We start from the raw sequence: 15,218 nt of genomic DNA on the forward strand, positions 1-15,218 counted from the left end.
CCAAAAAAAGTAGGCAAGCCGACTACTTTCATTAGCCAATCGACCAATACGCCAAACGCCAGGCCGAGCGCTTTTCGCGTGCTCAACCTGGCGTTTTTTAGCGCGCAGACTTATATATCCGCGCGTGGCTTTGAATAACTCTCGGACTTAACGGGTCCTGCGCGGCTGCCTAGTACGACGGGCCCTTGTCGGTGGGCACCAACTGCTCGGTTTGGTCGGCATATTCCTCCAGCGGCGTGCAGCTGCAAATGAGGTTGCGGTCGCCGTAGGCCGAGTCGATGCGGCTCACGCTGGGCCAAAACTTGGCTTGGCGCACGTAGGCCAGCGGGTACACGGCCTGCTCGCGGGTGTAGGGGCGCGTCCACTCCTGCACCAGCACCGTAGCGGCGGTGTGCGGCGCGTGCTTCAGCACGTTTTCTTTGGCATCGGCGCGGCCTTCTTCTACTTCGGTAATCTCGCGGCGAATCGAAATCATGGCCTCGCAGAAGCGGTCCAGTTCCTCCTTGCTCTCGCTTTCGGTGGGCTCAATCATGAGCGTGCCCGCCACCGGGAAGCTTACGGTAGGCGCGTGGAAGCCGTAGTCCATCAGGCGCTTGGCAATGTCTTCTACCTCAATACCTGCCTTCTTGAAGTGGCGGCAGTCCAGAATCATCTCGTGGGCGCAGCGGCCTTGCGCGCCGGTGTACAGCACGGGATAGTGCGCTTCGAGGCGCGCCTTAATGTAGTTGGCGTTCAGAATAGCCAGCTCGGTAGCGCGGGTGATGCCGTCGCCGCCCATCATCGAAATGTAGGCGTAGGAGATGGGCAAGATGCTAGCCGAGCCCCACGGCGCCGCCGAAACCGCGCCGCTGCTGCGGCCCTCCACCGGCACCACCACGTGGCCGGGCAAGTAGGGGATGAGGTCGGCTACTACGCCGATAGGGCCTACCCCCGGCCCACCGCCGCCGTGCGGGATGCAGAACGTTTTGTGCAGGTTGAGGTGGCACACGTCGGCGCCAATGCTGGCGGGCGAGGTAAGGCCTACCTGGGCGTTCATGTTGGCGCCGTCCATGTACACGCGGCCGCCAGCCTGGTGAATAAGGTCGCAGATGTCGATAATCGTCTCTTCGTACACGCCGTGCGTGCTGGGGTACGTCACCATGAGGCAGCTCAGGCGGTCGGCGTGCTGCGCGATTTTGGCGCGCAGGTCGTCCATGTCCACGTTGCCGTCTTCGGTGCTTTTCACCACTACTACCTGCATGCCGGCCATCACGGCCGAGGCGGGGTTGGTGCCGTGCGCCGACGACGGGATAAGGGCCACCGTGCGGTGGCCTTCGCCGCGCCCTTCGTGGTAACCGCGAATGGCCAGCAGGCCCGCGTACTCGCCCTGCGCGCCCGAATTGGGCTGGAGGCTCACGGCGGCAAAGCCGGTTACCTCGCACAGCCAGGCTTGCAAGTCGCGGATAATTTGCTGGTAACCCATCGTTTGGTTGGCCGGCGCGAAGGGGTGGAGTTGGCCGATTTCGGGCCAGGTCACCGGTATCATTTCGGCCGTAGCGTTGAGCTTCATGGTGCACGAACCCAGCGGAATCATGCTGTGCGCGAGGCTCAAGTCCTTGTTTTCGAGCTGCTTCATGTAGCGCAGCAGTTCGTGCTCGGCGTGGTGCGAGTTGAAGACGGGGTGCGTGAGGTACTCGCTGGTGCGTTGCAAGCTCTCCGGCCAGGTCAGCACCATTTCAGCCTCGGCGGTGGGGGCGGCGGTGGTCGCCACTTCCTTGCCCAGCACTTTGGCGAAGATGTCCACGATGTCGCGCACGTCGTCGATTTCCACGTTTTGGTGCAGGCTGATGCCCACCAGCGTCTCCTCGTAGTAGCGGAAGTTGATGCCGGCGGCCTCCGCCTCTTTCTTCAACGCTTGCTGCATCTCGTGGCTTTCGAGGCGCAGGCTAAGGGTGTCGAAGTAGTTGCTGTTCAGCTGCTCCACGCCCAGTGCCTTCAATTCAGCTTCCAGAATTTGGGCAAATAAATGCGTATTGACGGCAAACTGGCGGATGCCTTTCGGGCCGTGGTACACGGCAAACATGCCGGCCAGCACGCTCAGCAGTACCTGTGCGGTGCAGATGTTGGAGGTAGCTTTTTCGCGGCGAATGTGCTGCTCGCGGGTTTGCAGGGCCATGCGGTAGGCCTTGTTGCCGGCTGCGTCCACGCTTTGGCCGATAATGCGGCCCGGAATAACGCGCTTGAACTGGTCTTTGCACGAGAAGAAGCCCGCGTGCGGCCCGCCAAAGCCCATCGGCACGCCAAAGCGCTGCGACGAACCCACGCAAATATCGGCGCCCAGCTCGCCGGGCGACGTTAGCAGGGTGAGCGCCAGCAAGTCGGCCGCCATCACCACAAACAGGTTGTTAGTATGGGCGTTGTCAATAAATTCTTGGTAGTCGAACACCGTGCCGTTGGCGCCCGGGTACTGCACAATGGCGCCAAACAGCGCCTCGTCGCTCAGGTCGGCGGTGCGGTGGTCGCCGATGACTAGCTCGATGCCGAGCGGGGTAGCGCGGGTGCGCAGCACGTCGATGGTTTGCGGCAACACCTGCTCCGACACGAAAAACTTGGTGGCGTTTTTCTTCTTGGTTTGCGAGTGTAGCAGGTGCAGCGCCTCGGCCGCAGCAGTGGCCTCATCGAGCAGGCTGGCGTTGGCAATGGGCAGCCCCGTGAGGTCAATTATCAGGGTCTGGTAGTTGATGAGCGCCTCTAGCCGGCCCTGCGCGATTTCGGCCTGGTAGGGCGTGTAGGCGGTGTACCAACCGGGGTTCTCCAGGATGTTGCGCTGGATAACGGGGGGTAGGGTAGTGTCGTGGTAGCCCAGGCCGATGTAGCTCTTATACACCTTGTTCTGCCCGGCTATTTGCTTGAAGCGCTTCAAAAACTGGCGCTCGGTGAGGGCCGGCGGTAAGGCCAGTGCCTCGGGTAGGCGAATAGCGGCCGGCACGGTTTCGGCCACTAATTGCGCCACCGACTCGACCCCGATGGTGCGCAGCATGGCCTGCTGGTCGGCGGGGGTGGGGGCGTTGTGGCGGGTTTCAAACACGTCGGCAGGCTTGAATCTAAACGACATAAATAGGGGTTGGGACAGGGGTAGCGAAAAGCAACTTTTTCCTTAACAAAGGTACGCCCCGATTGGTCGGGGGTAGGGTGTACTTTTGGGCACTTCTCTGCTTCTGCTTCGCCTATGCCCCTACCCCCCCTCCTTGGTTTGCTCCGCGAAGGCCGCACCCCGCCCGACCGCCGCGTGGCCCTTACCCCCAAAAAATGCGCCGAGCTGCAAGACACCTACCCCGGCCTGCGCGTGCGGGTGCAGCCCAGTCCGCACCGCGCGTTTGCCGACCAGGAGTACCGCGACTTGGGCATTGAAGTGGCCGAGGACATGGCCGCCTGCGACGTGCTGCTGGGCGTGAAGGAAGTGCCCGTGGCCGAGTTGCTGCCCGGCAAAATCTACCTCTTTTTTTCGCACACCGTGAAGAAGCAGCCCCGTAACCGCGAGCTGCTGCAAACCATTCTGCAAAAGAATATTACGCTGATTGACTATGAGCTGCTGACCAACGCGGCCGGCGAGCGCGTGGTGGCTTTTGGGCACTGGGCGGGCATTGTGGGCGCCTATAACGGCTTGCTGACTTACGGCCGCAAGCACGGCCTGTTTGCCCTCAAGCCGGCCTGGCAATGTGTGGATATGGAGGATATGCAGGAGGAGTTTTTCAAGGTAAAACGCCTACCCCCCATCAAAATTGCGGTCACGGGCTCGGGCCGCGTGGCGCAGGGGGCAGTAGAAGTGCTGGGCCGCATGGGCATCCGGCGGGTGAGTGTGTACGACTACCTCTACCTCGATTTTGCGGAGCCGGTGTATGCCCAGCTGCGCAGCTCGGACTACAACCGCCGCCGCGACGGCCGGGTGTGGGATACGGCCAACTTTCACCACGAGCCGGCCGCCTACGAATCGACTTTCGGCAACTTTGTGCCCGTCACGGACTTGCTCATCGCTTGTGCCTATTGGGACCCGGCGGCGCCTTTATTGTTTACGGAGCCCGACACCCAGAAGACTGACTTCAAAATAGATACCGTTGCCGATGTGACCTGCGACGTAAACGGCTCCATTCCGCTTACCAAGCGCAGCACCACCATCGAGGCGCCGGCGTTCGATTATAACCCGGCTACCGGCGCCCTCGAAGCGGCGTATTCCAACCCTCAAAATATCACGGTAATGGCCGTGGACAACCTGCCCTGCGAGCTGCCCCGCAACGCCAGCCGCGACTTTGGCCGGCAGCTGCTCGACCAAATGTTTCCGCACTTGCTGGGTGGTGATGCGGCCGGCGTGCTAGCGCGGGCCACCATTGCCCGCGGTGGCGAACTGTGCCCGCGCTATGCCTACCTAGCCGATTATGTAGGCTGAGAGCCGGGCCCAGCTCGCGGCCAGCGTCGAGATGATGCCCGCGGGCGTCACCTTTTTGAGGGCGCCGCTACCCGTGTCGGTTACGTACACCGAGCCATCGGCGGCCAGGGCCACGCCGGCGGGGTAGGCCAAGCTATCGGCTAGCATGGTTACTTTGCCGGTCGAGGTTACTTTTTGGATGCTATTGTTATAAGTATCAGCTACATACACCGTGCCGTCGGCATCCACCGTCAAGCCGTGGGGTTTGTTGAGGCCAATGCTAGCCAAGGTAGCGGCTTGGCCACTAGAGCCTACCTTAAGGATAGCATTGTTGTCGGTATCCGCCACGTACACCGTGCCATCGGCGGCTACTGCTATCCCCCCCGGCCGGTTGAAGCCGTGCGCCAGGGTAGTGAGCCGCCCAGCGGGGCTAAGCCGCCGAATGAGGCCCTTGTTGGCTTCAGTACCCGCATCGGCTATGTACACGGTGCCATCGGGGGCCACCGCCACGCCAGTGGGATAGTTGAAGCCGTCGGCTACCGTCGTTACCTCGCCACTGAGCGCTACTTTTTTGAGGGTGCGGCTCCCGGCGTCGGCCACGTACACGGTGCCATCGGGCGCTACCGCCACGCCAGTGGGGTAGTTGAAGCCCGCGCTGGCCAACGTAGTTACCTCGCCCGCGGGACTTATTTTTTTAATCACAAGATTGTCGGTATCAACCACATACACCGAACCGTTGGCATCCACCGCCACCCCGTCGGGGTAGCCAAACGTACCAACGCCTTGGCTAATGGTTACGGAGTGCGACGGGTGGTCAGCCAACCGCTTACCCGGTCCAGCGGGAGCGGCTCCCAGCGCTGCAATGCCCGGCGGTACTGCCAGGCCAACCAGCAGCAGCCACGTGCGAAAAGTATAGTTCGTCATAGCGTAGGCAGGAGGCAATCAGGTTATTGGGCCAAATATACCACAATTCACCAAGATTAGTTGCTACTAAATGTTGGTTTTATTACATCATTTACATCAGGCTATCAGCAAACTACTTTTTTACCCATGAATTTTGCTATTCGCGCGACTACCCCCGAGCTAATGGACGACCTCGAACTGGCCACCGACGAACTGCGCCAGAACCTTGAGGAGCTCGAAACCATCAACACCTGGCTCGGCGGCTACCGGCCGGTGCTGGCCGCGCTACACCGGCTGCGGCCACGCTTTCCGGCGGGCCGCCCGCTGCGGCTGGCCGACCTGGGTAGTGGCGGCGGCGACACCCTGCGCTACGTAGCACGCTGGGCCCGCCAACAGGGGGTAGGGCTGGCGCTTACCGGCATCGACGCCAATGCCTTCATGCTCGACTACGCCGCCGCTAAGAGCCAGAATTTTCCCGAAATCAGCTACCAGCAATTCGATATTTTCTCGCCCGAGTTTGCGGCCCAGCCCTACGACGTGCTCACGGCCAGCCTCTTCTGCCACCACTTCACCGATGCCGAGCTAGTGGGCCTGCTGCGCCGCTGGCACCAGCAGGCGGGGGTAGGGGTCGTCATCAACGACTTGCACCGCCACCCGCTGGCTTACTATAGCATCAAGTTTTTGACCAAAATCCTCGGCGGCTCGCGCCTAGTGCAAAACGATGCGCCGCTCTCCGTGGCCCGCGCCTTTTCGCGCGCCGACTGGCAGCGGCTGCTGGCTGAGGCGGGCATCACCGATTACGAGCTGCGCTGGTGCTGGGCGTTTCGCTGGCAGGTAGTGATTTATACCAGTGCTGAAAATACGAATTGACTTTTGGTGAAAAGCTTACCGCAGGCTTGCAAAGTGCAACTAGGGCTTTGGGCTTGGCCGGCTGTTGCGCCCTTTATAGGACTTACTAGGAGAGATTTTAGTCAATCCGGTTCATTCATTTTAAGTGAACAAAGTAGGATAAGTGGCTTCGTTTCTTACTTTTAGCGCACCACTGCTTTCTCTCCCATGTTTTCCTCCCGTTCCAAACGCTCGGCGCCTGCTGCCCCACCCGCGAAGCCCAAAAGCAATTCCCGCGAATGGGCAAATTCGCTGCTTTTTGCGGTCGTTGTGGCCACCTTCATCCGGTGGTCGGCCGTGGAAGCCTACGTGATTCCCTCGGAGAGCATGGAGCACTCGCTGCTGGTGGGCGACTATTTATTTGTCAGCAAGCTGCATTATGGGCCGATTACGCCCCAGACGCCGCTCCAAATTCCGCTTACCCACCAAACCCTACCGGGCTTGGGTTGGCAAAGCTATTCCGCCCTGATTCAGCTGCCGACCTACCGGTTTCCGGGGTTCAGCTCTGTGCAGCGCAACGATGTAGTGGTCTTTCATGTGCCACACGAGCAGCAGCGGCCCGCCGACTTGCGAACGCACCTCATCAAGCGTTGCGTTGCGGTGGCGGGCGATACGCTGGAAATTCGGCAGGGGCAGGTATTCCTCAATGGCCGGCCCGGGGCCGTCGGGGGCCAGCCCCAAACCACGTACTTCATGAGCGTGGCCAACCCCAACGACGAGGTGCGCCAGGCACTGCACGACCAGCAGGTGGTCGATTATAGCCAGCCCGATGGGATTCCGGCCGCCGTTACCAACCCCGAGACGGGCAAAGTGGGGTATTTCCTTAGCTGCCCCGCCAGCGTAGCGGCTTACTTTCGCCAGCAGCCTTATGTCCAGGCGCTTACAGTGGCGGGCGGCGTCCTGCCCGCAAACACGCTGTTTCCGGACGCTGCCGATTTCCACGTATCGGAGGCCCTTAGTGCCATGCCGCGTGGCTGGCAGCTCGATTCCTACGGCCCGCTACCAGTTCCCAAAAAGGGGCAGACTATTAAGCTGACTCCGGCTAATGCGGCTGTATATTATAAAATAATAGCGCAATACGAGCATAATCAAGGTATTACGTGGCAAAAAGGTATAATTTACCAACATGGGCAGCCCTTGGCCCAGTACACGATTAAGCAGAACTATTATTTCATGATGGGCGATAACCGACACAATTCTGAGGATTCCCGGTTCTGGGGATTTGTACCGGAGGACCACATTGTGGGCAAGGCCGTGTTTGTGTGGCTGTCGCTCGACCCATACGCCGACTTCCTGCATAAAGTCCGGTGGAATCGGCTTTTCCAGCCTGTCAGCTAGGCTGCTAGCCGCAAATCTCCAATAGCATGGCTTCCAGCGTTAGCCCCGGCCCAAAAGCGCAGCTGAGCACCGGCGCCCCGTTATCGAGGGGGGTAGCAGCGGCAAGCAGTTCGCGCAGCACAAACAGCACCGTGGCCGACGACATATTGCCGTAGTCGCGCAGCACCTGGTAGGCATGGCAATTGTCTTCTTTGCTCAGCCCCAGCGCTTTCTCAATGGATTCCAGGATTTTGCGGCCACCGGGGTGCAGCGCAAAGTGGCGAATGTCCTGGCGGCGTACGGGCAGGTCGTGCAGCAGGCCCGCCAGCAGTTGCCCGATGCCCCCCTCAATCAGCCCCGGCACGTAGCCCGAAAGCGTCATCTCAAACCCAAAGTCGCCGATGTGCCAGGCCATATCCTGCACACCAGCCGGCTCGAGGCCACAGTGGAAAGCCTGCAGCGCCAGGCAGGGGGTAGGGAAGCGCTGCCCCAGCACCAGGGCCGCCGCTGCGCCGTCGCCAAACAGGGCATTGCTCACCAAGTGGTCGGGCTCGTGGCTTTTTTGAAAATGCAGTGTGCACAGCTCTACGCTCACTACCAGCACCCGGCTGGCTGGGTCGGCCCGCACAATGCTATCGGCCAGGCGCAGGGCATTCACGGCCGCGTAGCACCCCATAAAATTGACGCACGTGCGCCGCACGCTGGGCGCCAAGCCCAGCGCTGCTACCAACTCAATATCGAGGCCCGGCGCGTACATACCGGTGCAGCTCACCGTGATGAGGTGCGTGAGGCTGGCGGCTTCCATCCCGGGCACCTGGGCCAGCGACGCACGGGCGGCCGTCAAGGCCAGGGGTAGGGCTTCGCGGCGGTAGGCCGCCATACGCGGCTGCACGCTTGGAAAAGGCTCTAAACCAGGCGTATTCGGGAAAAATTCGTAAGCGCCATCGGCCCGGCCATAGTCGGGCAGCACCGTGTAACGCTGCTCAATGCCCGACACCCGGTAGAGCGCTCGCAGCTTGCGAGTACCCGCCGCATCCAGCGCCAGCGCCCGCGCCATAAAATCGGCAATGACGGGTTGCGGCAGGCAGTGAGAGGGGGTAGCGGTGCCAATGGCACCCAGGTAGCTGGGCATTGGGAGGGGATTAGAGAGGCAAGTTTACGCAGGCAGGCACCCGCGTGGCAGTAGCAGCCGAAGGGCTAGTAAAAAAGCCAACCGGCCACGGCGGCTGGTTGGCTTTTTTGTAACTAAAAATAAGTACGAATGCGCCTTACATCTTGGTTTTCATCTTGCCCTTGCCGTCGGACATCGTGCCTTTGGTCTTCCGGCCTTTGCGCATCGAGCCATCGGTAGTCGTGGTGCGGGCGTCGTCGGCCATGCGGTCGCGGGTTTGAGCTGGGGGCGACACCGAGCCGTTGTCCATGCCCGTGGTGGTGGGGCTGCTGGTTTGGGTACCGGTATTGGTGCTGCTCGACGATTGCATATTGGGCGTCGATTTGTCGGGTGCCGAAGCGGGCGAAGTCTGGGCAGAAGCCACTTGGCAAAATAGGGCGCAAGCGGCGGTCAGGAGAAGACTAGTACGTTTCATACGGGTAAAATCGAAAAGTTCAGGAAAGAGAATTGGGCGCTTGGTTAGGCCGCAAAGCCCATAGCAAGCCAACGGCCTCGTTTACGGCCGCCCCGGCATTTGGGTTAGGCGAAGGCCGTACCGTGCGTTTGGCGCATGAGGGTGCGCACGGCGGCGGGCCAGTGCCGCAGTGCACCCACCACCAACTCGCTTAAGATGGGCCCCCCAAACAACCCCTGCACTGCCCGCCCCACCCGCAGGCGCGTGCCAAACTGCCGCCGCCAAGCCTGGGCATACGCCGCTTCCAAGGCCGGGCGGGCGAGTAGGCCCTGCAAAAATTCGCTCGCCAGCGGCGCTACTAGTGCGGCCCCGTGCAGTGCCATGGCCATGCCGTTGCCACAGAGCGGCGTGATGAGCCCGGCCGCATCGCCCACCATCAGCAGGTGCTGTTCCACGGGTAGCTTGGGGGCGAAGGAAATCTCGTTGATGACTTCGGGCTGGGCATACAGCCGCTCGGCGCTGCCCAGAATGTCGGCTAGGTGGGGATTTTGGGCCAGCACCTCGCCCTCCAGCGCAGCCACCGAGCCGCTGCGGCGCAGGTTGTCGCGGGTAGTTAAGTAGCAGAAACACAGCTTATCCTCTTCAATAGCTGAAATGCCCGCGTAGCCATCCCGAAAATTATGCAGCGCTATCACATCGCGCGCAAAACCTGGCAGCCGCAGGTGGTGCTTAATGCCCACGTAGGGCGAGCGCTGCCCAAAAAACGCCCGCCCCAGCTGCCGGTCTAGCGCGCTGCGCTTGCCGTAGGTGCCCAGTACCAGCCGCGCAGTGAGGCAGCGGCCGTCGGCTAGCGTCACGCGGTGGCGGTCGGCCGCAGCGTCGAAAGTTACTTCGGCCACCGTGGCGGGCAGTACAAACCCTACCCCCCGCGCCAGGGCCAGGCGGTACAGGTGCTCATCGAGCCGGTAGCGGCTCACCCCAAAGCCGCCCATGTCAAGCGGGCTGTCGAGGGTACGGCCGGCCGGCGACGACAGCCGAAACCAGCTGATACTAGCCGGACCCAGCGGCGCGGGGTCGGCCCCCAGCCGGCGCAAATAAGGCTGCACTTCGTGGCTCACGTACTCCCCGCACACCCGATGAAAGGGATATTGCTTGCGCTCGACTACCACCACGCGGTGGCCGCGCCCAGCTAAGTCGAGGGCGGCCGCCAAGCCAGCCAGGCCGCCGCCCAGAATAAGTACTTCGGCAGCATCAATAGCAAAATAATCGGGTAAAACCACTGGATTTCCGGCAAAAAACCCGGATTTAGATAATTATTAGGGCTGTATACGTGGCCGAAGCTGACTCGTAGCCTTACTTTTGCAAAACCAAAATCGGTGGCTATCGTTAACTTCAATCCCACCCGGCTACTGTGTTCTGGTTGACAATGTTATGAAACAACGCTTACTATTTGCTTTATTGTGGTGTAGCAGCCTGGGGCTAACTATGGGCAGCCTGTGGCCAGGAGCCGCGGCAGCGGCCAAAGCCCCCCAACAACCTATTAGCCGCTCGGTGCTCGACGAGCGCACACTGGTCGTTTACCCTAACCCCAGCACCGGTATTGTGCACCTCACCATCAATGGCCTCGAAGGCCGCAAGGTGGAAGTAACGGTGCTCAATGTTATCGGCACCGTTATGTACCGCGAAACACTCAGCGACCTCAACGAGCGCTCGACGCGTACCCTCGACCTGAGTCGTTTTGCCAATGGCCTTTATTACGTGAAGCTGGAAGCCGACAATTCTAGCCAGCTCTGCAAGCTGGTTATTCGCTAAACTTTACGCCGATAGGGTGCCGCATGTGGTTCCTATTTCCTTATGATATACCAACAGAAAAAGCAGCCTAGTTGGGCTGCTTTTTCTGTTAGTGGGCCAAATGATGAGGCGGCCGCTTAGCGGGCAGCTACGGGCTCGGGGGCCAGCATATTGCGCACCCGGCGCATCGTATCGAGCGATAACAAGACTGTAGCCAGCACGAGTCCTAAAAACAGGTATAACATGATAAATACAAAAAGGGGTGAAAAAAACAGGGTTCTTCGTTCCCGAAGCTACTGCCTGGCTCTTTAACCGTGCGACGGGGGGTAGGGTTACTATAAAATTCGGGCAATTTTAAGCTAGTTGGGGGGTAGCTGCAAATGCCCGCTCTGAATGAGGCGGTAGAGCGTAGAGCGCCCCACACGCAGGCGGCTGGCCGCCGCCACCACATCGCCGTGCAAGTCCGTCAGGCTATGCTGCATAATGGCTAGCGTTTGCTCGCGCAGCGACGGAAAGTGCGGCTGGCCATTGGTCGGCTTAGCCCCTGCCGTAGCAGTGGCAACGGCGGACGTAGTAGCAGGCTGCGCGGCCGCGGGCAGCGTCCGAAACGGGATGTCGCTGGCTTCGATGTGCTCGCCCTCGGCAAGTACTGCCGCCAGTTCCACTACCGCCTTTAGCTCGCGCACATTGCCGGGGTAGGTATAGCCCAGCAGGCGCTGCCGTGCCTCTGGGCTGAATGGCCGCGTGGGCAGCTGGTTGAGGCGGCTGAAGGACTGCACGAAGGCCGTAGCCAACAGCAAAATATCGTGGCCGCGGTTGCGTAGCGGGGGCAGCTCGATGGGTAGGCCTAGCAGGCGGTAGTACAAGTCTTCGCGAAATCGCTTGGCGTGTACTTCAGCGGCGAGGTCGCGGTGGGTAGCTACCACCAGGCGCACATCGAAGGGCACCGGCTGGCTACCCCCCACCCGCGTAATGGCCCGCTCCTGCAGCACGCGCAGCAGCTTGGCTTGCAGCGGCAACTCCAGGTCGGCTATCTCATCCAAAAAAAGCGTGCCGCCGTCGGCCTCCTCAAAGCGGCCCACGCGCCGCGTCAGCGCCCCCGTAAAGGCGCCTTTCTCGTGCCCAAACAGTTCGCTTTCGAGCAGCTCGCGCGGAATAGCCGCCATATTGATGGCTACAAAGGGCCGCCCCGCCCGCCCCGACTGCGCATGAATGGCCTGCGCCACTAGCTCCTTGCCCGTGCCCGTTTCGCCGCTCACCGATACCGTAATAGTTGTGCGGGCCGCTTTGGTGATGAGTTCGCGTACCTGCTGGATGCTGCTGTGCTCGCCCAGCAATTGGCCCGCCTCGGCCGCAGGTGGGGGGGTAGGGGCGGGGGCCTGGGCAGCGGCAGGGCGCTGGCGGGCCTGGGCCAAGGCTTGCCACAGGCGCTCGATGCTGGCCGAGTCCTTCTCGATATAGTCGGTAACGCCCCGGCGCAGCATCTCGGCCTCGGTGGCCGATTCAAGCTGGCTGGTTAATACATAAAATACGGTTTTGGGTAGGCGCTCGCGCATCTTCTGAATGAGGCGCCACGGCAAGGCGTCGGTGTGGCCGTCGCCATCTAAGATGAGGGCCTCCGGGGCGGCGCTTGGCGCAGGCCGGTACGTTTGGGCTAAGGCGATGCTCGTGAAGCGGCGAACTAAGTAATCAGGATTCAGGCTGAGCCGGTGGCACAACCGGGTAATATAGCTGCTATCTGGCCCAATTAGCCAAATATGGTAGTGCATAGATGTTGTCATAGAGGTAGGAAGGCTAATATGCCGGCTAACCAGAGGATAACGCAGTTAGTAAGCTCGGCAGATGAAAGAGCAAATAATTGTTGAAATAATTATAAAAGGCTTGGACGTAGTTCGGGATTAAAAATCATGTAAAATTCGGTGATAATTTTTACAACTAAGCTAAATACGCTAAAAATAGCTCTAGCGGTTTGGTCTTATTACTAGAAAAGCGTGTTGTTTTGAGATTACATAGAATAAATAAAATTAATACATGTAATTGATAATTATAGGATTAAAAAAACGGTAAAAAAATTGCCTGTTTTTATGCAGGTTTATTTAATACCTGCTTCGGTCATGGCTTTTCCAGAAATAATCACACTTCGTCGCAACTTGTGGGGGGCTGCCAAATTACTAAGCTTACCCCTATTATTGCTGAGCTTATTATTAGCCGCTGCTAATGCCCGTGGGCAAGCTATTTACTCAACGGGCACCGGTGCGCCGCTTGTAGCTACCACCTGCACAACAACGCTGGGCAACACTTCCTGCAATGGCACCAGAGTCGCCATAAATACTAGCGGCGGCTTGCTCAATGGCCTTTCACTGGCGGCCACCGTCAACTTGCCCATAAACGGCGTTACCACGCTACGGCTGAAACTGACGGATACTGCGCTCGGCGGCTATCGGGCGGGCGTGCTGCTATCGGCTACCAGCGCTGTGCTGGGGCTCAATGCGGTTGGGGCTGTAACATTGCGTACTTATCTCGGGGCCGATGTGGCCACGGCGGTGCTGCAAGAAGAAAAAGTAGTGAGTGTAACACCAGCCCAGGCGCAACTGCTGGCCAGCAACGGCCCCCCGGAGCAGGTAGAGTTTACAACTACCAAAGGCAAGAATTTCAACCAAGTAGAAATCGTATTTGGCAGCGTTTTGACATTAGGCACCGGCATTAATGTTCACTACGCCTATGGAGTAGGCGCTACGACTGCCACCCAGGTATCCGGCCTCGTTTCGCGCTTCGCTTCGCCGGCTGGCCAGTACGAAGACGGTGGCTGCGCCCCCACCACAAACCCCACCAATGCTGTTGATGCTGACCTGACCAACTTCGCGACGTTTTCAAGCCTGGCAACAGTGAATTGCAGCAGCCGGCTGCGCGTAAAGCTCGAAGGCACGGCCCCGAGCGGATACCAGGCGGGCTTCGTTATTGGCAATACCAACAACTTGCTCGATGCCCAAGTCTTGAGCAGCCTGGTGCTGCGCACCCACGATGCAGCAGGCAATGTGCTAGAGACGGCGGCCGTGAGTTCGCTGCTGGGGCTAACGGCCTTGCCCGATGGCCGGTCGCTGATAAGCTTCCCAACTACTCAGGCCTTTAGTTCGGTTTCCATCGAGCAAACCGGTTTGGTAACGGCTCTCAATAGCCTCCAGCTATACTATGGTGTCGGGGTAGCTTCGGCCACGGCCACTCCCCAAGTACTTTCTAAATTTGCCAGTGGCACGGGCCACAATTCTAAATCGACTACGGGAGTATGTGTGGCCTGCAACAGCGTGGACAACGCCGATGATGCTTCGGGCCCCAACCTTAACAAACCAGCTACTGTGCAGGTAGGGCTGGGGGTAGCCAACTCGACCACCCTGCGCCTCGACCTCAATGCCGCGGGCCAGGCAGGCAATCGGGCCGGGATAGTGCTTGGCAATACCAGCCTGCTGGATGCCGACATAGCGAAGAACGTCACCCTGAGCACGTACGATAGCAACGGCAACTTGCTGGAAACGTCCACCAGCTCGTCGCTGCTAATGGCGGCGCTGCTACCCGATGGCCGCCGGACTATCAGCTTCAATACGACCCAAAATTTCAGCAAAGTTGGTATCACCGTTGGCGGATTAGTAGGGCTAGCCACCACCACGGAGGTGTATTATGCCTTCGCTGACAATTCGAACGGGTCGGTTAACCTCGTGGCGCCGGCGCCGCTGCCAGTATCGCTCACCAGTTTTGGGGTGCGCCGCTTGGCGGGTTCCGGCATGGCTGATGTCAGCTGGACCACGGCTAGCGAGCTAAACAGCGCCCGCTTCGTGGTAGAGCGCTCGGCCAACCCAGCCGATGGCTTCCAGACTATTGGGCAAGTAGCCGCCGCAGGAAGCAGCAGCACGCCGCGCCAGTATAGCCTGCGCGACGCCACCGCTGCTACCCAGGCCACTACCCCCCTCTACTACCGCCTGCGCCAGGTGGACAATGACGGCCGCGAAACGCTGTCGGCCGTGGCAGTGCTAGCCGCCAGCCCGGCCCTCGCCAGCTTCAGCATCTACCCCAACCCGGCGCCGGCTTCGGCCAGCAGCATCACGCTGAGCACCAGCACTGTGCTGGCTGCGGGTTCGAGCATCAATGTGTATTCGGGCCTGGGCCAGCTCCTGAGCACTCGCGTAATAAACGCCAGCGACGCCGAAGCCGCCCTCACGGTGCCCACCACGGGCCTCGCTACGGGCCTCTACCACGTAGTGCTGCGCGATGCTGGCGGCCAGCCGTTGTCGTCGCAACGCCTCGTGATTGGCGCTCGCTAGCACCGTGTTCTAAACGATTCAACCACTATACAAAAGCCC

The 15,218-nt window shown here is 60.1% G+C and carries 11 protein-coding genes; 5 read left to right on the forward strand and 6 right to left on the reverse strand.

Annotation, left to right across the window (positions count from 1 at the left end):
• Positions 1-169 precede the first annotated feature (169 nt).
• Positions 170-3,094 carry an aminomethyl-transferring glycine dehydrogenase gene (gene gcvP, locus GO988_RS08140; RefSeq protein ID WP_157564044.1) on the reverse strand — a complete coding sequence of 975 codons (2,925 nt, stop codon included), beginning with the start codon at positions 3,092-3,094 and terminating at the stop codon, positions 170-172.
• Positions 3,095-3,208: 114 nt separating this feature from the next.
• Between gcvP and GO988_RS08145 the strand changes: the two genes are divergently transcribed.
• Complete coding sequence (locus GO988_RS08145; protein ID WP_157564046.1) at positions 3,209-4,423, forward strand: NAD(P)-dependent oxidoreductase; 1,215 nt, start codon at positions 3,209-3,211, stop codon at positions 4,421-4,423.
• On the opposite strand, the gene GO988_RS08150 is transcribed toward GO988_RS08145, so the two are convergent.
• A complete protein-coding gene (locus GO988_RS08150) occupies positions 4,403-5,326 on the reverse strand; it encodes an NHL repeat-containing protein (RefSeq protein WP_157564048.1) in 924 nt (307 codons plus the stop codon). The two genes, GO988_RS08145 and GO988_RS08150, sit on opposite strands and share 21 nt — an antisense overlap.
• A 126-nt stretch (positions 5,327-5,452) precedes the next feature.
• Between GO988_RS08150 and GO988_RS08155 the strand changes: the two genes are divergently transcribed.
• Both GO988_RS08155 and lepB read left to right on the forward strand, forming a co-directional pair.
• Positions 5,453-6,175, forward strand: a complete 723-nt coding sequence (locus GO988_RS08155) for a methyltransferase domain-containing protein (protein ID WP_232341445.1) — start codon at positions 5,453-5,455, stop codon at positions 6,173-6,175.
• A gap of 186 nt (positions 6,176-6,361) precedes the next feature.
• A complete protein-coding gene (gene lepB / locus GO988_RS08160) occupies positions 6,362-7,531 on the forward strand; it encodes a signal peptidase I (RefSeq protein ID WP_157564051.1) in 1,170 nt (389 codons plus the stop codon).
• A gap of 4 nt (positions 7,532-7,535) precedes the next feature.
• Here the strand turns inward: lepB and GO988_RS08165 are convergent, their stop codons facing one another.
• The 3 genes from GO988_RS08165 to GO988_RS08175 all read right to left on the reverse strand — a co-directional run bounded on the left by GO988_RS08165 (position 7,536) and on the right by GO988_RS08175 (position 10,355).
• On the reverse strand, positions 7,536-8,642 hold the full coding sequence (locus GO988_RS08165; RefSeq protein WP_157564054.1) for a type III polyketide synthase: 1,107 nt from the start codon (positions 8,640-8,642) through the stop codon (positions 7,536-7,538).
• Between the two features lie 136 nt (positions 8,643-8,778).
• The gene (locus GO988_RS08170; protein WP_157564056.1) at positions 8,779-9,096 is read right to left on the reverse strand and encodes a hypothetical protein; all 318 of its coding nucleotides are present in this window, start codon (positions 9,094-9,096) and stop codon (positions 8,779-8,781) included.
• A gap of 104 nt (positions 9,097-9,200) precedes the next feature.
• Positions 9,201-10,355: an NAD(P)/FAD-dependent oxidoreductase gene (locus GO988_RS08175; RefSeq protein ID WP_317164822.1), complete on the reverse strand. Its 1,155-nt coding sequence runs from the start codon at positions 10,353-10,355 to the stop codon at positions 9,201-9,203.
• 151 nt (positions 10,356-10,506) lie between these two features.
• Between GO988_RS08175 and GO988_RS08180 the strand changes: the two genes are divergently transcribed.
• On the forward strand, positions 10,507-10,887 hold the full coding sequence (locus tag GO988_RS08180; RefSeq protein ID WP_157564058.1) for a T9SS type A sorting domain-containing protein: 381 nt from the start codon (positions 10,507-10,509) through the stop codon (positions 10,885-10,887).
• Between the two features lie 338 nt (positions 10,888-11,225).
• Here GO988_RS08180 and GO988_RS08185 read toward each other — a convergent pair whose 3' ends face one another.
• Entirely contained in the window at positions 11,226-12,647 is a 1,422-nt protein-coding gene (locus GO988_RS08185) for a sigma-54-dependent transcriptional regulator (RefSeq protein WP_232341446.1), read from the reverse strand.
• Positions 12,648-13,208: 561 nt separating this feature from the next.
• Between GO988_RS08185 and GO988_RS08190 the strand changes: the two genes are divergently transcribed.
• Positions 13,209-15,179: a T9SS type A sorting domain-containing protein gene (locus GO988_RS08190; protein ID WP_198172577.1), complete on the forward strand. Its 1,971-nt coding sequence runs from the start codon at positions 13,209-13,211 to the stop codon at positions 15,177-15,179.
• The last annotated feature ends 39 nt before the right edge of the window (positions 15,180-15,218 follow it).

The organism is Hymenobacter ginkgonis (assembly GCF_009755225.1).
GTDB lineage: Bacteria > Bacteroidota > Bacteroidia > Cytophagales > Hymenobacteraceae > Hymenobacter > Hymenobacter ginkgonis.

Bases quoted from the DNA above. Each gene is read 5' to 3' on its own strand.
- GO988_RS08155 (WP_232341445.1), top strand. From the start codon at position 5,453: ATGAATTTTGCTATTCGCGCGACTACCCCCGAGCTAATGGACGACCTC.
- gcvP (WP_157564044.1), bottom strand. From the start codon at position 3,094: ATGTCGTTTAGATTCAAGCCTGCCGACGTGTTTGAAACCCGCCACAAC.
- GO988_RS08185 (WP_232341446.1), bottom strand. From the start codon at position 12,647: ATGACAACATCTATGCACTACCATATTTGGCTAATTGGGCCAGATAGC.
- GO988_RS08180 (WP_157564058.1), top strand. From the start codon at position 10,507: ATGAAACAACGCTTACTATTTGCTTTATTGTGGTGTAGCAGCCTGGGG.
- GO988_RS08145 (WP_157564046.1), top strand. From the start codon at position 3,209: ATGCCCCTACCCCCCCTCCTTGGTTTGCTCCGCGAAGGCCGCACCCCG.
- GO988_RS08170 (WP_157564056.1), bottom strand. From the start codon at position 9,096: ATGAAACGTACTAGTCTTCTCCTGACCGCCGCTTGCGCCCTATTTTGC.
- GO988_RS08150 (WP_157564048.1), bottom strand. From the start codon at position 5,326: ATGACGAACTATACTTTTCGCACGTGGCTGCTGCTGGTTGGCCTGGCA.
- GO988_RS08165 (WP_157564054.1), bottom strand. From the start codon at position 8,642: ATGCCCAGCTACCTGGGTGCCATTGGCACCGCTACCCCCTCTCACTGC.
- lepB (WP_157564051.1), top strand. From the start codon at position 6,362: ATGTTTTCCTCCCGTTCCAAACGCTCGGCGCCTGCTGCCCCACCCGCG.